This window comes from Microvirga flocculans ATCC BAA-817 (assembly GCF_000518665.1).
Classification (GTDB): domain Bacteria; phylum Pseudomonadota; class Alphaproteobacteria; order Rhizobiales; family Beijerinckiaceae; genus Microvirga; species Microvirga flocculans.
On record NZ_JAEA01000017.1, the window covers coordinates 43,999 to 61,291 of the forward strand.

General features: G+C 63.8%; 16 protein-coding genes and 1 tRNA gene. 8 read left to right on the forward strand and 9 right to left on the reverse strand.

Features of this window, described 5'->3' with window-relative positions; translation table 11 throughout:
• Positions 1-41 precede the first annotated feature (41 nt).
• The 3 genes from L879_RS0116935 to L879_RS0116945 form a co-directional block, all read right to left on the reverse strand.
• Positions 42-941 carry a glycoside hydrolase family 25 protein gene (locus L879_RS0116935; protein ID WP_027317156.1) on the reverse strand — a complete coding sequence of 300 codons (900 nt, stop codon included), beginning with the start codon at positions 939-941 and terminating at the stop codon, positions 42-44.
• A gap of 90 nt (positions 942-1,031) precedes the next feature.
• Positions 1,032-2,456: a magnesium transporter gene (gene mgtE / locus L879_RS0116940; protein ID WP_084021115.1), complete on the reverse strand. Its 1,425-nt coding sequence runs from the start codon at positions 2,454-2,456 to the stop codon at positions 1,032-1,034.
• A gap of 224 nt (positions 2,457-2,680) precedes the next feature.
• Positions 2,681-2,765: transfer RNA gene (locus L879_RS0116945), tRNA-Leu, on the reverse strand.
• A gap of 253 nt (positions 2,766-3,018) precedes the next feature.
• Between L879_RS0116945 and lipB the strand changes: the two genes are divergently transcribed.
• From lipB to L879_RS0116960, 3 genes are all read left to right on the forward strand, one after another.
• A complete protein-coding gene (lipB, locus tag L879_RS0116950) occupies positions 3,019-3,753 on the forward strand; it encodes a lipoyl(octanoyl) transferase LipB (RefSeq protein WP_051435385.1) in 735 nt (244 codons plus the stop codon).
• Positions 3,754-3,842: 89 nt separating this feature from the next.
• Entirely contained in the window at positions 3,843-4,220 is a 378-nt protein-coding gene (locus L879_RS0116955; protein ID WP_027317159.1) for a hypothetical protein, read from the forward strand.
• Between the two features lie 121 nt (positions 4,221-4,341).
• On the forward strand, positions 4,342-5,949 hold the full coding sequence (locus tag L879_RS0116960) for a carboxyl transferase domain-containing protein (protein WP_027317160.1): 1,608 nt from the start codon (positions 4,342-4,344) through the stop codon (positions 5,947-5,949).
• Between the two features lie 23 nt (positions 5,950-5,972).
• On the opposite strand, the gene L879_RS0116965 is transcribed toward L879_RS0116960, so the two are convergent.
• Positions 5,973-6,284, reverse strand: coding sequence for a hypothetical protein (locus L879_RS0116965; RefSeq protein ID WP_154664242.1), 312 nt, complete (start codon positions 6,282-6,284; stop codon positions 5,973-5,975).
• A gap of 308 nt (positions 6,285-6,592) precedes the next feature.
• On the opposite strand from L879_RS0116965, the gene L879_RS22935 reads away from it, so the two are divergent.
• Together L879_RS22935 and L879_RS23765 are read left to right on the forward strand one after the other, a co-directional pair.
• A complete protein-coding gene (locus L879_RS22935) occupies positions 6,593-6,883 on the forward strand; it encodes a hypothetical protein (RefSeq protein WP_027317162.1) in 291 nt (96 codons plus the stop codon).
• A gap of 24 nt (positions 6,884-6,907) precedes the next feature.
• On the forward strand, positions 6,908-7,153 hold the full coding sequence (locus tag L879_RS23765; RefSeq protein WP_154664243.1) for a hypothetical protein: 246 nt from the start codon (positions 6,908-6,910) through the stop codon (positions 7,151-7,153).
• Positions 7,154-7,344: 191 nt separating this feature from the next.
• Here the strand turns inward: L879_RS23765 and L879_RS22940 are convergent, their stop codons facing one another.
• Complete coding sequence (locus tag L879_RS22940; protein ID WP_051435386.1) at positions 7,345-9,291, reverse strand: calcium-binding protein; 1,947 nt, start codon at positions 9,289-9,291, stop codon at positions 7,345-7,347.
• 581 nt (positions 9,292-9,872) lie between these two features.
• Here L879_RS22940 and L879_RS0116980 point away from each other — a divergent pair.
• The gene (locus L879_RS0116980) at positions 9,873-10,715 is read left to right on the forward strand and encodes a tetratricopeptide repeat protein (protein ID WP_027317163.1); all 843 of its coding nucleotides are present in this window, start codon (positions 9,873-9,875) and stop codon (positions 10,713-10,715) included.
• Positions 10,716-10,731: 16 nt separating this feature from the next.
• On the opposite strand, the gene xth is transcribed toward L879_RS0116980, so the two are convergent.
• The gene (gene xth, locus L879_RS0116985) at positions 10,732-11,517 is read right to left on the reverse strand and encodes an exodeoxyribonuclease III (protein WP_027317164.1); all 786 of its coding nucleotides are present in this window, start codon (positions 11,515-11,517) and stop codon (positions 10,732-10,734) included.
• Positions 11,518-11,703: 186 nt separating this feature from the next.
• On the opposite strand from xth, the gene L879_RS0116990 reads away from it, so the two are divergent.
• On the forward strand, positions 11,704-12,264 hold the full coding sequence (locus L879_RS0116990) for a dihydrofolate reductase family protein (RefSeq protein WP_027317165.1): 561 nt from the start codon (positions 11,704-11,706) through the stop codon (positions 12,262-12,264).
• Positions 12,265-12,330: 66 nt separating this feature from the next.
• Here the strand turns inward: L879_RS0116990 and L879_RS0116995 are convergent, their stop codons facing one another.
• From L879_RS0116995 to L879_RS0117005, 3 genes are all read right to left on the reverse strand, one after another.
• Positions 12,331-13,422: an alkene reductase gene (locus L879_RS0116995; RefSeq protein ID WP_027317166.1), complete on the reverse strand. Its 1,092-nt coding sequence runs from the start codon at positions 13,420-13,422 to the stop codon at positions 12,331-12,333.
• Positions 13,423-13,535: 113 nt separating this feature from the next.
• Positions 13,536-14,483, reverse strand: a complete 948-nt coding sequence (locus L879_RS0117000; RefSeq protein WP_027317167.1) for an aldo/keto reductase — start codon at positions 14,481-14,483, stop codon at positions 13,536-13,538.
• A gap of 114 nt (positions 14,484-14,597) precedes the next feature.
• Entirely contained in the window at positions 14,598-15,992 is a 1,395-nt protein-coding gene (locus L879_RS0117005) for a hypothetical protein (RefSeq protein WP_027317168.1), read from the reverse strand.
• 535 nt (positions 15,993-16,527) lie between these two features.
• On the opposite strand from L879_RS0117005, the gene L879_RS0117010 reads away from it, so the two are divergent.
• A complete protein-coding gene (locus L879_RS0117010) occupies positions 16,528-16,944 on the forward strand; it encodes a hypothetical protein (protein ID WP_154664245.1) in 417 nt (138 codons plus the stop codon).
• Positions 16,945-17,293: the final 349 nt, after the last annotated feature.

Below are 17,293 nucleotides of genomic sequence, written 5' to 3' on the forward strand. Positions count from 1 at the left end.
CACGTCTTGCAGGAGCCTTCTCAGCATCATCGCCTTGAACCCTATTCGCTGACGCTCGCCGTCTGCACCGGGTCCATGTCGCGGCATAGGCCGAGCGGCTTGAGGCGGCTGTGGTCGCGCGGGTCGCAGGCGCTCTGGACGAACATCCGCCACTGGTTCTCCGTGCCGTAGAAGGTGTTGCGGTCCACGTCGCCCTTGACGCCGGGAACGCGGCCCGTGGTCGTGAACTGCCAGAAGGTCCAGCGGCGGTCGCTGTAACGCTCGTGTGGCTCGGCGGCCGTGCTGCGGATCCAGAAGGGATAGTCGTTGAACTCGCCTTCAAGGATCTCCTTGTGGAAGGTGATGTCGGTATAGATGATCGGCCGCTTGCCGGTGTGAGCCTCCATCTCGCGCAGCATGACCTGGATCATGGCGAGGGCCTGCTCGCGCGGAACCTTCTTGGGGCAGTTCACCGACTGGCCGTTCCATTCCACGTCCAGAACCGGGGGGAGGGCGTCCGGGTCCTGCGGCACGTTCTTCTTGAACCAGGCCGCCTGATCCTGGGCCGGGCTGCACCAGAAGACGAAATGATAGGCGCCGCGCGGCACGCCGGCCTTCTTGGCGGCCCACCAGTTCTCATGAAACTTGCTGTCCAGGTGGTCGTCGCCCTCGGTCGCCTTGATGAAGGCGAACTTGGTGCCGGCCTGGCCGAGGGATGCCCAGTCCACGTCGCCCTGCCATTTCGAAATGTCGACGCCGTGGATCGGGAGCTGATGGGCCCTGGCGACGCCCTGGTGCGGCCGGACATCGCCCTTGGTCGGGTAGCGGCTCGATGACGGGGCGATCGCGCAGGAGGCGAGGCCGAAGGCGATCGCGGCGAGGGCGCCGAACCGGGCTGCCCGAACGAACGTCGTCAGGCCAGAGCTCTTGGAACGGCTGGGGGAGCGGCGGCGGGGCTTCATCGGCTCAACTGTATTGTACGCAGGACTGGATCGCACCAGGGATGCCCGAAGAGCGTTAACAGGCCCTTACGACGGCCATGCGCAACAAGCTTACAGATGAAACCAGGCCGTTGCGATACCTAAAAAGGCGAAGAAGCCGACGATGTCGGTGATGCTGGTGACGAAGGGACCCGACGAGACCGCGGGATCGACGCCCAGCCGGTTGAGCGTGAGGGGAACGAAGATCCCCCCGATGGCTGCGAAGAACAGGACCGTGATGAGCGCAAGGCCGATCACGAGGCCGATCTCCGGCGACTGGAACCAGAAGCCCGCAATAGCCCCCATGATGAGGGCGAAAGCCAGGCCGTTGAGCAGCCCGACCGCCGCCTCGCGGCGGATGATGCGCCAGGCATTGGAGCGCCCGAGTTCGCGGGTGGCGAGCGCGCGGACGGCCACGGTCATGGTCTGGGTGCCGGCATTGCCGCCCATGGAGGCGACGATGGGCATGAGGATGGCGAGCGCCACCATCCGCTCCAGCGACCCTTCGAAGAAGCGGATGACTCCCGCGGCCAGGAAGGCCGTGCACATATTCGCGAAGAGCCAGGGAAAGCGGCTTCTCTGCGTGTAGAGGATCGTATCGGAAAGCTCTTCGTCCGATTTCACGCCGCCGAGCTGCTTGATGTCGGCGTCGGCCTCCTCCTCGAGCACGTCGACGATGTCGTCGACGAGGATGGTTCCGACGAGGCGGCCCTCTTCGTTGACCACGGCGGCGGAGACGAGGTTGTAGCGCTCGAACAGGCGCGCCACTTCCTCCTGGTGCTGGGTCGCCTCTACCCGGTCCGGCTCGTCGTTCATGACCTCCTGGATCGTGACCGGGCGCTTGGAGCGAAGCAGCTTGTCCAGGGGGACCGCCCCCAGCAGGTGTGCCGCCGGGTCGATGACGAAGATCTCGTAGAACGTCTCCGGCAGGTCCTCCGTCTCGCGCATGAAGTCGATCGTCTGCCCCACAGTCCAGAACGGGGGCACGGCGATGAACTCGGTCTGCATGCGCCGGCCGGCGCTGTCCTCCGGGTAGTCCAGGGAGCGCTGGAGCGCGACGCGCTCGATGGCGGGAAGCTGTCCGAGAACCTCGGCCTTCTCGTCTTCCGGAAGGCTTTCGAGAATGGTGACGGCATCGTCGGAATCGAGATCCCGAACGCCCTCGGCCACGGTCGCGGTCTCGAGCTCTTCGAGAATCTCCTCGCGGACGGCTTCGTCCACTTCGGTGAGGGCCGCGAAATCGAAGGAGGAGCCGAGAAGCTCGATCAGGCGGTGGCGGTGCTCGGGCTCCAGCGCTTCGAGAAGATCGCCGAGCTCGGATTCGTGGAAGTCTTCGACCAGCTGCTGCAGGCGCTCGGCTTCCGAAGCCTCGATGGCATCGGTGACGGCGGCCAGGAACTCGGGATTAAGCTCGCCTTCCTCGTCCCGGAACGCTGGGATCTCGCGTTCGGGCCCCTCGGGCATCGGAAGCGGCGTCTTGTCTTCGACTTCCAGCATGAGCCGTCCTCGGAAGGTGGGTGCAGGCCTTTTAGGGATGCCTGCGAACCTGCGCAATGCGCCCAAAAGACCTTCGCGAAGAATCGGTTGCAGGCTTTTCTTGCCGGGTGGATTCCGGGACTTGAGGCAATGATTCAAGTGGCCCGTGAGGCTCGGCAATCATAACCAACAAAAAAGGCCCCGGAAGGGGCCTTCTTGCAATGCCCGAAGGCATTCCGGTGAGTTGGTGCGGCCAAGAGGACTCGAACCTCCACGGGTCTCCCCACTAGCACCTCAAGCTAGCGCGTCTACCAATTCCGCCATGGCCGCGGAACTCGTCGCCAGGACAAGCCGTCCTGATGTGGTGGCGGCTCTAGCAGATCGATCTGGCGACTGCAAGCCTATCCTTGGAACTTCCGGCTTTTGAGCGGCGCGAATGCCTCTCCTGCAAGGGGCGGTATAGGCGATAAGCCCCTGGGATGACTATATAAGCGAAGTTTTCCAGGCAGGGCGCAGGTTGACCGCCCCTCGCGCAAGGGGCACAGCATTCGCGATCTGGCGGCCCGCTACCCAAGGTGAATCAGTGTCGAACCTGCGAGACAGCTTAGCCAACCGGTTTCCTGCCGTGACGGGCTCCGAGCCGGTGGAATGGGCCATTTCGGACGGTCTGACCCCCTATGAGGAGGCCGTCGCCATCATGGAGGCCCGCGCCGAGGCCATTGCAGCGGGACAGGCGCGGGAGCTCGTCTGGCTCGTGGAGCATCCGCCGCTCTACACGGCGGGAACCTCGGCCAAGGCGGCGGACCTCGTGGACCCCGACCGTTTCCCGGTTCACCAGACGGGCCGGGGAGGGCAATTCACCTATCACGGCCCGGGGCAGCGGGTGGCCTATGTCATGCTCGACCTCAAGCGCCGGGAGCCGGACCTGCGCCGATACGTGGCGGCCCTGGAGGCTTGGCTCATCGCGACGCTCGAAGGCTTCAACGTGCGTGGCGAGCGCCGGGAGGATCGGGTCGGCGTTTGGGTCAGGCGGCCGGACAAGGGGGAGGCGGCCGAGGACAAGATAGCCGCCATCGGCATCCGCGTGCGCCGCTGGGCGACGTTCCACGGGATCAGCCTGAACGTGGAGCCGGATCTGTCCCATTTTTCGGGGATCGTCCCCTGCGGCGTGACCGAGCATGGGGTCACGAGCCTCGTCGATCTCGGCATTCCCGTCACGATGCCCGAGGTCGATGCGGTCATGCGCCGGGCCTTCGAGGAGATCTTCGGTTCGACCGAGAGAGTGGAGACACCGTTGCTCCGGAGCCACTCGGCTTAGGATTTTTGCCAAGGACACGGCAAGGCTTCTCCACAACGCCGCTCCGTGCTCTAAGCTGTTGCAAACGGCTCATCACTGGCGGAACTTTCATGCAACGCGCTCTTCTTGCTTCCCTTATCGCCCTGGCCGCCTCTGCCTGCGCCTACCGGCCCGACCCTACGGAACTGGTCAAGATCGTCGATTCGCCGGCCGACGTCAGCGCCTGCACGCGGCTCGGAGAGGTGAGCCCGGTGATGCCGACGACGCCCGGAACCCACAGGCCCGTCAATGTGGGGTTCGGCCTGACCCTGGGCAGTTCCACCTTCGGCTACGCCGTCGAGGACATGCTCCAGGCCACGGTCGCCCTGGGCGGTACGCACCTGTACCTGCAGCAGGTCTCCGCCGACTGGTCGCTCGTGCGCGGCATCGCCTATCGTTGCGGTTCCGGTGCCATCCGCGATGCGGCCGTCATTCGTGCGAAAGGCTGATGGGGCTCCCCGCCCGAACCCAGTTGCGCAGGCTCCCCGGTTCTCGGTACTGAGGGGGCAACGCCCTCGGCTCGCGGCCTGGAAGGGGCTGAAAGAGCAAGAACCAAGGGAGATTGCCGCCGTGCCCATCATCGCTACCTCCGCCGATCTGACCTCGGACACCGCGCGGGCAAACCGCGCCGCCTGGGCTGAACTGGCCCGGGACCTCCAGGCCAAGCGGCAGGCCGTGGCGGAGGGAGGGCCCGCGAAGGCGCGCGAGCGGCACCTTGCCCGCGGCAAGCTCCTGCCGCGCGAGCGCGTGACGCGCCTGCTCGATCCCGGAGCGCCGTTCCTGGAACTCGGGGCGCTGGCCGCCCACGGCATGTACGATGACGCCATCCACGGGGCCGGCATCATCACCGGCATCGGCCGGGTCGAGGGCCGCGAGGTCATGATCGTCTGCAACGACTCGACGATCAAGGGCGGCACCTATTATCCGATGACGGTGAAGAAACATCTGCGCGCGCAGGAAATAGCGCGCGAGAACCGTCTGCCCTGCATCTACCTCGTGGATTCCGGCGGCGCGAACCTGCCGCACCAGACGGAGGTCTTCCCCGACCGGGAGCATTTCGGCCGCATCTTCTACAACCAGGCCATGCTTTCCTCGATTGGCATTCCGCAGATCGCCTGCGTCATGGGCTCGTGCACGGCGGGCGGCGCCTATGTGCCCGCCATGTCGGACGAGACGATCATCGTCCGTCATCAGGGCACGATCTTCCTCGGCGGTCCTCCGCTCGTGAAGGCGGCGACGGGCGAGGTGGTCTCGGCGGAGGATCTCGGCGGCGCGGACGTGCATGCCCGCCTCTCGGGCGTGGCGGACCACTACGCCACCGACGACGTGCATGCGCTCGCCATCGCGCGCCGCATCGTCGGCACGCTGAACACCCGCAAGAGCATCGACATCGATCTCGCAGATCCGGTGGAGCCGAAATATTCCATCGACGATCTCGACGCGATCGTGCCGACCGATCTCAAGAAGCAGTACGACATCCGCGAGGTGATCGCGCGGTTGGTCGACGGCTCCGAGTTCGACGAGTTCAAGCGGCTCTACGGCACGACGCTTGTAACGGGCTTCGCCCGGATCTGGGGCATGCCGGTGGGCATCGTCGCCAACAACGGCATCCTGTTCTCGGAGAGCGCGCTCAAGGGCGCGCATTTCATCGAGCTGTGCTGCCAGCGCCGCATTCCGCTTCTCTTCCTGCAGAACATCTCCGGCTTCATGGTCGGCCGCCAGTACGAGGCGGGCGGCATCGCCAAGGACGGCGCGAAGCTCGTGACGGCGGTGGCCTGCGCCCAGGTGCCGAAGATCACGCTGCTCGTCGGCGGCTCCTTCGGGGCGGGCAATTACGGCATGTGCGGCCGCGCCTATTCCCCGCGCTTCCTCTTCATCTGGCCGAACTCCCGCATCTCCGTCATGGGCGGCGAGCAGGCGGCGAGCGTTCTCGCCACCGTGCGGCGGGACAATATCGAGGCCGAGGGCAAGTCCTGGAGCGCGGACGAGGAGGAGGCCTTCAAGGCTCCCATCCGCGACAGGTACGAGGCGGAGGGCTCGCCTTACTACGCCACCGCGCGCCTGTGGGACGACGGCATCATCCTGCCTTCGGAAACCCGCCGCGTTCTGGCGCTCGCCTTCTCGGCGGCCCTGAACGCTCCCGTGCCCGAAACGAAGTTCGGCGTGTTCAGGATGTAGCCTCTCCCGAAGAGGGCGGGCGATCAGTTTGCAGGTGGAGGGGCCATCTTTCGCCGTGCGGGCTTTGAGCCTGTGTTAGCCTTTCGCCGCTCCAAATCATTGTTTAGCGCCTGTAAGGCCTCGGCTTCGGCAAGCGCTTTCTCGATCTCCTCGTCGACTCTCCGGCTTTTCTCCTCTTCGATCCGGTCCTGCTCTGCCTCGATATGGCCTATTGCATATCCGGACAGGCCGGTCGGGTCGAAGGACGCTGCTTGATTGAGAACGGTCGAGGTCATGCGGTGTCGGGCTTGGGTTTCCTGCATGTCGGCGATGGCGGCAAGAGCACCGGATCCCACGACGCCCTGCTCAGGCGGAGCGGCCGTTTGGTTGCAAGCAGTCAGAAGCGGAAGTGTCGCAAGGATAAGGCTAGGGAGAGTGAGGCGCTGAGGAGCCATTAGCAGATTCCCGAAAACACCCCATCTTACTATAGGCACGATCCGTGGAGGCCTCTCCGAACGGGGGGGGGCGTGAGCATGAAGAAGGGCGTCGACGATCATGCATAGGAGCGGGCGCGAAGCTCTTGTGCCGCTCACGTCATGCGCCTGCCGATGTTCGATATCCCTGGCTTCAGAAGGCCTTTGCGTAGGTCGTCCGCGAGGCCTTTTTGCCGCCGCCCTGGATCGTGATCAGCAGGGGTGTTACAACGAAAACCTCTGAACTCTCGGACATCTACAACAACGTCCTCGTCGCCATTGATCTGAGGCGCGGCATCAACAATGGTGAGCCGGCACTTCATGCGGCCTGGATCGATGCGGTCATCCCTCAGCCTGGCGAGACGGTGATCCATGTGGGGGCCAGGATCAGCTACTACACCGCCATCTTGGCGCGGCTCACTGAGCCGGGTGGGCATGTCAAGACCTTCGGGTACGAGGCGGATCTGACCACTGAGGCTTGACGGAATCTTCAGCCCTATTCGAATATGACCATCCATGTCGGTTCCGCGTTCGGTCATGTTCTGCCAAGTGCCGACATCGTCTACGTGAATGCTGGCGTCCTGGCACCTGGCGTCGAGTGGCTGCGCGCGCTCAATTCCGGAGGACGGCCTATCTTCCCCTGGCAGCCGCATAAAGGCTGGGGATCGGCGCTGTTGGTAACATGGCAGAAGAAAGGCTTCGACGAAGGCACTGATGACGGTGGGGTTCATCTCCTGCAATTACGTGGCTGAGAAGATCTCGGTCAGCCGATTGCCGACCGAAACCGATCTTGCGGCCGTTCGATCCATTTGGATCCGAAGCGCGCAGCCCCCGATGCAAGCGCCGTCGCCGTTTACGATGATGCCTGGTTTTCCTCGTAAGATGTCGAGGTGTGACAGGGACAGGGCCGAAATGCATTCGGCTTTGTCTCAGCAGAACTATCTTAGATCACGAAGAAATCGTGATAAGTGAGCTTGAGGTTCTTGGCCAAGGTTGCGATCTTCACCTGCGCCTTGGAGCCTGTGCCGTCGGCGTCGTAGTAGAGAGCGCCGGTGTCTTTGTCGTAGACGATGCGGTCCTCCCGGTCCTTGGCCTTTGTACTCTTCACGAACATGTCGGAGGTAAAGCCTTTCGGCTTGGATAGGGAACCTGACCCGAGCTTGGTGAAGTATTTGTTGTCGAGCCAGAACGAGTCGTATTTCGGGTCGAAGTCGTAGATCCGATCCACATTGGCGCTCTTGCTCGGCTTGGTGTCGAACACGAAGACGTCCTTGCCTGACCCGCCATAAAGCTTGTCGTTGCTAGAGCCGCCATGGAGGGTGTCGTTGCCGCCCTGGCCCTTCAGCGTATTCGTGCCCGCATGGCCGAAGAGTTCGTTGGCGGTGCTGGAACCGGTGAGGCTCGCGCTCTTCTTCGAGGAGACGCCGGAGAGCTTGAGCACCTCCACCTCGGCGGAAGACGAGAGGGCATAGGAGGTGGAAGCGATCACCGTGTCGCGTCCGGCGCTTCGCGCTTCAACGACCACGTCGCGGCTCGAATCCACCCGGTACGTGTCGTTGCCCGTTCCGCCTTCGAGCCGGTCGCTGCCTGCCCCGCCATCGAGCACATCGTTGCCGCCCTCACCATGCAACTTATCCGCACCGCCAGCGCCGCTGAGAGTGTCGCCGAAGCCGGTGCCGATATAGTGATCGTCGAACCCGGTGCCGGAGCGTGCGATAGCCTTTGTCCTTGGGTCCACGATTTGTGCGTATGCATCGACATTTTCGGCTGCAAAGCCGATGCTCGGAGCCCCATCGGCCCAGGCAACCATGAGGCGTCCGTCGGCGAGCTCTGTGAGTGTCGGAGCGAGCTGGCTGCCAACCGTCGTCGACTTGACGCGCAGATCGTTGCCAATGCGCTCGCCTGCATTCGAGAAGATCGAGATGAAGATGTCAGGATCGCCCGCAGAGATCATGTTTTGCCAGACGACAGCAAAACCTCCGTCATGGAGAGCAAGTATGTCATAGGCAGAGTATGACAAAAACAAATCGCTTACAGCCGGAAGGATGATGTCCTTGTCGATGCCGGAGAGTTTCAATCTGAGACTGGTCGCGTTTTCTTGAACGTGCTCAAACCACGCGAGCAAGAGGCGCCCGTCTGAAAGCTGCTCGACCTCTGGCTGTGTATAGGTGACTTCGGTGCTGCCGGTGGGTAGCGGCACATCGGTTGCGTCGGTGGAAGGATCTATGCCGGCCTTCAGGATCCGGCTGTAAATATTACCGGAACTCGTTGGAGCAAGGCTTCGTCCGTTGATTGCCTCGTAGCTTATGATGAAGCGGTCATTGGAGAGCGAGGTCAAGGTTGCACCGGAGAACAGGTTCCCCTCTCCGGGCATGGCCGCAGAATATGTCCCGCCATTCAGGCTTGCATTGCTGTGATAGGCCTGAACATGTATGGCCGCAGCGCTGCCTTTTTCTCCAAAGGCGACGACAAAGCCTCCATTGCTCAAAGCTGCGATCGCAGGCGTCGTGAGATATCCGCTCCGCTGGGAGGCGACCTGAAGCGGGCCGCCGATTGCCACTCCATCAGGGCTGTAAACCTTGGTCTCGTTAGTGAGGATAGAAGCAGGCCCCTCTACGACAATCTTGAGATAGGTAATGGCGATGCGGCCGTCGCTGAGGACGGCGACATCCGCTTGCTGCGCGTTTTCGGCAATGGTGAATTCGCTGTTCAGAGGTTTCTTATCGGCGCCAAACAGTCGTGCCTTCGCAGCAGGTGCGCCTGTCGAATTGTCGATCCAGACGGCAACAAATCCCCCGGTTTTCAAGGCAATGGCCTTTGGCTGGTATTGATCCTTGTCCGACGGATTATGAAGAAGAAACTCGGAGCCCCACAGAGCAGGCGCGGCCATGGCGTGAATTCCCTGATTGAAACAGGATATCCTTATGAATCGGGCCTGCCGTTGCGGATACTCTCTGAACTGGGAGGGGCGCTGCGGATCGTGGAATCCAGTCCCAAAAATGTTGCGGCCAAGCAACACCCTTAAACCTTCAACATCTTGCCCTTCTTGGCCCGGGCTCCGCCGCGATCCCGCCATAAACCGGGAGCACCTCATAGGGCAGGCTAAAGTGCTTCAAAACCAAAGCTTTATGGCGCGATACCTGGGGCGGAACCCGGATTAAGGCTGTTGGCTGATCCTTCGTAAGGATCGTTGCGTCGGTGGCGCGGCACATGGCAGATCACGGGAGTTCCAGAGGCTTGGATCTCCCTGTGGGAACCGGGTGGAAAAGAGTGCGGACCATGGATGCGCGCCTGATCGACAAGTCGAACCTGCCGAGCCGCCGTGGCGCGTTCCGCCTCGGCCTCCTCGATGATGGCGCGATCCTCGCGACCGACGCCGCCTCGGGTCATCTCTGGACATGCGCGAAAACCGTGGGTCCTGCGCGGGATGGGGTGTCGCCCATCACGCCGGAGCTGCAGAAAAAGAAACCTATGCGGACGTTTAAGCTCATCGCTGCCACTCTCTGGTTGGCCTCTTTCGGTGCCGGCGCGGCCTATGCGCTGGATGCTGCACCGCGTCCGCAGCCGCTTACGCCCGCTCTCGCACCCGCCATGGCGCCCGCCACCAAGTACGGCTCTGTGCGCGACGCCCTGCGCAGCGGCATGCGCGACTACAATGCCGGCGACAAGGTCGGCGCCGTCCATGCGCTCGAATTCGCGGCCGGGCAGGGGCACTCCCTCGCGCTCTGGAAGCTCGGGCGCATGTATGCCGATGGCGACGGCGTCGAGCATGACGATCTGAAGGCTTTCGAGTACTTCTCGAAACTGGCCGACCAGCATGCGGACGAGAGCCCGGATTCGCCGAACGCCGCCGTCGTCTCCAGCGCCTTCGTGGCGCTCGGTTCCTATTTCCTGGATGGGATCAAGGGCACCTATGTGTCGGCCAATCCGGAGCGCGCCGTGGAGATGTTCAACTACGCGGCGTCCTATTTCAGCGACTCCAACGCGCAGTACAATCTCGCGCGCCTTTACCTGGAAGGCACCGGCGTCCGGAAGGACGCGCGCCATGCGGCCCGCTGGTTCAACCTGGCGGCCGAGAAGGGGCACACGGCCTCCCAGGCGCTCCTGGGGCACCTGCTGATCACGGGGCAGGGCGTTCCGCGTCAGCGCGCCAAGGGCCTCATGTGGCTGACGCTCGCACGCGAGGCTTCCACCGACGCGGTCAAGGATCAGTGGATCGTGGATCTCTACGAGGATGCCTTCGCGGCCGCCGACGAGAGCGACCGCAAGCTCGCGCTCGCTCTTCTGGAGCAGTACATCCAGTCACGCCGCTGATCCGCGGCGTCTCGCTTTAATCGATATCGAGATCGACGATCACCGGCACGTGGTCGGAGGGCTTGTCCCAGCCGCGCACTTCCTTGCGGATCGAGGCCGATCTCAGCCGGTCCTGCGCCTGGGGCGAGAGCAGCAGGTGATCGATGCGGATGCCGTTGTTCCGCTGGAAGGCGCCTGCCTGATAATCCCAGAACGAATAGAGTCCCGGCTGGTCGCTGCAGGCGCGCACCGCGTCGACGAGGCCGAGAGTGAGAAGCTCCCGGAACTTCGCCCGGCTCTCCGGCTGGAACAGGGCGTCGTTGACCCAGGCCCCCGGGTCGAGGGCGTCCTTGGGCTCGGGGATCACGTTGTAGTCGCCGCCCAGAACGAGGGGCTCCTCGAACGCCAGCAGGCTGCGGGCATGAGCACACAGCCGGTCCATCCAGGCGAGCTTGTACTCGAATTTGGGAGTGCCGATGGGATTGCCGTTCGGCAGGTAGATCGAGGCCACCCGCACGGCGCCCGCGGCGGTCGAGATCACGCCTTCCAGATAGCGCGCCTGCTCGTCGCTCTCATCGCCCGGCAGCCCCCGCCGCACGTCCTCCAGCGGACGCTTGGAGAGAATGGCGACGCCGTTATAGGCCTTCTGGCCATGCGTCACGACATTGTAGCCCAGCCCCTCGACCTCGCTGCGGGGAAAGGCCTCGTCCATGCACTTGAGTTCCTGCAGGCAGACGACATCCGGATCCGCGCTCTTCACGAAGGTGGCGAGATGGTCGAGCCTTTGCTTGATCGAGTTCACGTTCCAGGTGGCGATACGCATCGCGTCACTCTCGCTGTCTTGTTCCCCTTGCTTCATCGGATTTTCGTCCTCGACTGGCAAGCTGGAACTTCGTCATCGTCCTGTGGTTGCCTGCGGGCCCGGGTTCTGGCACGGGCTTGATGCGTTCGGCTCCCGGCCTTCCGATGAGGTCCGCCATCCTTCGCTCCGCTTCCACGAGGCCGCTTCATGCCCAATGTCGAAATCCATGGCTACGCCATCGTCTCCGACAACGACTGCATCGCCGATGCCTCGGGCCGCACGCCCGAGATCCTGCGCAACGATGCCGACTGGGCCTATTTCCAGGCCGAGCTCAACAGGTCGGCCGTCACCGTGCTCGGACGTCTGGGGCATGAGGCCAATCCGAATCCGAGAGGCCGGTTGCGGATGATCCTGTCCTCGTCCTCGACCGGGCTCGAACGGCGTGCCGACGGCTGGTGGTGGAATCCTGAGACGCTGCCCTGGGATCGGGCGATCGGAATTGTTTTGCCCGAGGGCGGCCGGGTCGCAGTCCCAGGCGGACGCCGGGTCTTCGATCTGTTTCTGGCGATCGGATACGACGCCTTCCACCTCACGCGCGCGGAAGGCAGCGTCGTGCCGGGTGGCGTTCCCGTCTTCTCGGGCTGTGGGAAGGGGCGAAGCGCGGAAGCCGTCCTTTCGGAGCGCGGGTTGCGCCCGGACGAGCGCCGGATTCTGGACCCGGCAGGACCGGTCTCCCTGACGATCTGGCGCAGCGCCGCCGGGCTGTGAGAACAGGGGTCTGAGTGAGCTGGCGGACCGGAGCAGATGCCGGGTCGGCACCTGCTCCGCGCAGGCTCAGGCTGCGGCGGTCAAGGAGGGGTAATCGGTATAGCCCTCGGTATTGCCGCCATAGAAGGTCGCGCGGTCCGGCTCGTTGAGCGGGCCGCCGAGACGGAAGCGCTCCACGAGATCCGGATTGGCGATGAAGAGCCGCCCGAAGGCGACGAGATCCGCCCGTCCGCTCGAGATCGCCTCCGCGGCCATGTCGCGCGTGTAGCCGTTATTGGCGATATAGGCGCCCCGGAAGGAGCGGCGCAGACCGGCATAATCGACATCGACCGCGTTCCGGTCGCCCTGCGTGGCGCCTTCGATCATGTGGATGTAGCCGATCCCCAGGCCATCCAGCTTCTCGACCACATGGCTGAACAGGGCCTGAGGGTTGGAATCCGCCGCATCGTTGACCTTGGCCGGGGAGAGGCGGATGCCGACGCGTCCCTTGTCCCAGACCTTGAGTACGGCCTCGACCGCCTCGACCGTCAGGCGGGCACGATTCTCGATGGAGCCGCCATAGGCGTCCGTGCGGCGGTTGGAGCCGTCCTTCATGAACTGGTCGAGCAGGTAGCCGTTGGCCGCGTGAATCTCGACACCGTCGAACCCGGCCTCCTTGGCATTGCGGGCGGCATTCTCATAGTCTCGCAGGATGCCGGGGATCTCGGAGAGTTCGAGCGCGCGCGGCTCGGAGACGTCGGCGAATCCGCTTTCGAGAAACGTCTTGGTCTGAGCCCGAAGGGCCGAGGGGCCTACGGGCGCAGCGCCGCCGGGCTGAAGCGAGGTATGGGACACGCGCCCGACATGCCAGAGCTGGATGAAGATGCGCCCGCCGGCCTTGTGGACGGCATCCGTCACCTTGCGCCAATGTGCCGTCTGCTCGGGGGTATAGATGCCCGGCGTGCGCAGATAGCCCTGACCCTGCGCGGAGATCTGCGAGCCTTCCGAGATCAGGAGGCCGGCGCTCGCGCGCTGTGCGTAATAGGTGGCCGTGATATCGCGGGCCACATCTCCCTCTCCCGCCCGGTTACGGGTGAGGGGAGCCATGACCAGGCGGTTGGGCAGGGTCAGGTCGCCCAGAGTGAAGGGCTGGAACAATACGTTGGCATCGGCGGGCATCGTAAACCTCATATGGTCCTGTGAAATTCATAAAAGCACAGGTTGGCATGAGATAAGAAGCCTTCCGTCCGCTGCAACGGAAGGCTGCCATGCAGAAATCGGATGGCTCGGCCTCAGGCGCTGGCTTCATCGAGCTGTGCGATGTCCCCCTGATCGAGGCGAAGCTGCGTGGCCTTCACGATATCCTTCAACTGCTCCACGCTCGTGGCGCTGGCAATGGGGGCCGTGAGCCCGGGGCGGGCGATGAGCCAGGCCAGGGCCACCTGGGCCGGACTGGCCTGGTGACGGGCGGCGATATCGTCCAGGGCTGAAAGGATGCGCCTGCCCCTGTCGTTGAGATAGGCGGCCATGCGCCCGCCGCGCACGCTCTTCCCGAAATCCGCTTCCGAGCGGTACTTGCCTGTCAGGAAGCCGCTGGCGAGACCGTAATAGGGAATGACGCCGATTTCCTCCCGGCGGCACAGGGGCTCCAGCTCGGCCTCATACTCGGCGCGGTCGTAGAGATTGTATTTCGGCTGCAGGCTCTCGTAGCGCGGCAGGCCGTGCTCGGCGCTGGTCGCCAGCGCTTCCTTCAGCCGCGAGGCCGTGAAATTCGAAGCGCCGATCGCGCGCACTTTCCCCTCCCGGATGAGCTCGCCGTATGCGCTGAGCGTCTCCTGCTGCGGCGTGTCGGGATCGTCGCGATGGGATTGGTAGAGATCGATGTAGTCGGTCTGGAGCCGCTGGAGCGACGCTTCGACCGCTGCGCGGATGTAGTTCCGCGACAACCCTTTCCGGCTCGGTCCCATCTCGGATCCGACCTTGGTGGCGATCACGAGCCTGTCGCGATGGCCGCGCGCCTTCATCCATTTGCCGATGATGGTTTCCGACTCGCCGCCTGTGTTTCCGGGAGCCCAGGTGGAATAGACATCGGCCGTGTCGATGAAATTGAGGCCCGCATCGACATAAGCATCGAGCAGCCTGAAGGATGTCGCCTCATCCGCGGTCCAGCCGAAGACGTTGCCGCCGAGGCAGAGGGGTGAAACCAACAGGTTCGAACGGCCGAGCCGGCGCTTTTCCATCGTCATCTCCTTATCCGCAGCCGATGTGGTGCGAATAAGGGCATTGGCAAGATGACAAATCAAGACGGCATCCGGCCCGCTGGTCACGGACCGGATGCCACCTCATTCTTCCCGTCAGGCCGCAGCGCTCAACGCGATGCCGCGAGCCTCTGCGAAAGCCACGAGATCGGATTCGCAATCGATGCGGTGCCGCTGGTCGATCATCCAGCCCTTCTCGTCGCGAACGACGATGTAGCCGCGGGCCTGGAGGCGGGAGATCACGGACTGGACCCCGCTCGTCTCATTCCGCGTCACGCCGCGTTCCGCGATGAAGCGCTCGATGGCGGCCTGCGCGGCCTGCGCGAGATCGATGGCGTCCGCGCGGTTCGCCGGCTTGGCCTTGGCTTTCGCCTGAGCCATGATACGCGCCGGGTCGCGCCGCACGGATTTCCAGCCGCCGCGGCCGGAGATCTGCGATGCGTTCTGTTCCGGCTCGACGGCACGGATTGCGGCAGGCGCCTCTGTCACCAGGATCTTTGGCGCAGGAGGCGGAGCGGGCTGTGGGGCAGGGCGGGGCGCTGCGGCTTTCGAGGCGCCTTGCACCGTGGGCAGAACAGCCTTCTTCTCGACCGGCTTCGCCCTCTCCACGGGCTTGGACGCAACGGGCTTGGACGCGACCTCTCGCGCCATCTCACGCTGCGCCCGCTCACGGGCCGCTGCGCGTGCCGCTTCTTCGGCCTGCCGTTCCGCTTCGGCTTCCGCTCTTCGGGCTTCCTCTTCCCGACGCCGGGCTTCCAATGCGCGTTTCTTCGCTTCGGCCTCTGCCTGCTTGGCAGCCGCTTCGCTTCGTGCAGCCGCCTCCGCGGCCCGCTTCACGCGAATGACGAGTCTCTGGTCGATGCGGCCCTTCTCGGCGATGGCGGCGCGCGCGGCTTTGATCATGCCCGCCTCCGTCTCCGCGATGAAGGCTTTCAGTCGCTCGGCGAGAGTGTCCTCGAGAGCTTTGATCGCCTGCTGTACGGCGATGCGCGGATCGACCGGCGCTGCCGCGATGGAAGAGGCTGCCACGGCGCTCTGGACGGGGCGGGGCGCGCGCTCGGCCACAGGCTGGCGAACAGGCCGCGCCTGGATGGCAGACTTGTCCGGGACGGGCCTGGGGCTTGCAGGCTTCGCAGGTCGCGGACGCACTGTTTCCGATGCCGTGATCTTTGCCAGCTTCGAAAGGTCCCGCACGCCGATCAGGCCGAGATCCTGCATCTTCCACCGGATCTGGGTGACCGTGCGCCCGAGCTCGGCGGCGATGCGCTTGTCCGTCATCGGCGGATCGGCGGAAACGAGCGCGCGCAGACGTGCGACGCTGGCTTCATCCCAGGATTGGTGAGGCTGGACGAGCGTGCCGATCAGCCGCGCGCGGGCATAGGTTGCCGGCACGGGCCGTCCCAGTTTCGCGGCCGTCACGGGAACCGGAATTTTGGCCTCCCTGTCACGGCGCAGAATCTCGAGTTCTTCTTCAGTCCAGACCCTGTTCATTGCAGGGTTTCTCCTTTTCTCAGCGAGGCTGGGATCCGGCGAACCTGCATTGCATGAAAAGGAGCGAATGCGCGGAAGAGATGATCGCCGGATCGTGCCGGCGACGGATGACCGTTAGACCGGCATGAAGGGGAAAGGCACCTGAAGGACGGTGCCGGTTCTGACGGAACGAGCCGCCCGGGGCTGTATCGAAGGCCCCGGATCGGGCCGCAGCTCGGCGTCTCTCATCAAGCAACGGCCCCTCGTGAAGCATGCGCTTCGCGAGGCATCCCATTGCGGTCGATGAAGGCCGGTCTGCAGATGCATGATGAACAATTCAAATCAGGAACGATGCGGAGATTTAGTCGGCTTCACGCCAAATCTCAATGCTTCAGACCATCTCTCAAGGGAAAGTTTTTCGCCGTTCCAAAGCCGTCACCGAATGCCGGACGCCCTCGTGTCCACGCAGCGTTCGTAAGACTTGGTTAACCATAAAAGCGCATCCTCAAATTATGAGTCCAAAGTTATTTCAAGCATGGCCGACAAGGGGAGGCTCATGAGCGAGAGCAGCATTGCGCAGACGATTCATGAACGCATCGAAGCCGTCAAAAAGGTCGTGAACCTGATCGCTCAATCGGGCAGGGAGGATGACCTTCACGACTTGCGCGTCCTCCTGATCAACACCACGAGCCTGCTCAAGCGGGATCCGGGGATCGAGGCGGCGGTGGACGATCTCTATGCCGCTTCTGCGGCGCTTGTGAAGGATGCGTTGTCGGGCATCTCTCCCACGGCCCGCTCTCTGCGGCTTCTGCTCTCCGCTTCCGAGCGTTTCTGCGACCGCCTGACGGCTGCGGCGGGGCGTCTCGATCCGGTTCCTGAGCTGCGTTTGAAGGGTCTGGAGGCGGCGTATACGGTTCAGCTGGAGCGGTTCGGCCTGAATGCCGACCTGGACCCTGTGGGCCAGGTTGCCTGAGGCGATCGGGGCCGGTCGCCCGCCTTTTCACGCCGCTCCTTTGCCCCTGCTGGTGCCAGGCCCCGTCCTGCCTCGCGCGGCGGGGTTTTCATCGGGAGGGCCGGGGCTTCCTGCTCCCGTGTCCGATGCGGCCTTTGTCTTTGGCGTCCTGATCTGCGTCTTGCGGCCTCGGTTTTTCTCTTGCGTGGCGGGATTGATTCTTGCGGGCGCAGGGCAGGGACGGCGTGTGGAGTTTTGTTGGGGCGTGCTCCAAATGCCAAAAGCCCTCCGCGCGGGTCGCGCTGGAGGGCTTTTTTGTGTTGGTTGCGGGGACAGGATTTGAACCTGTGACCTTCAGGTTATGAGCCTG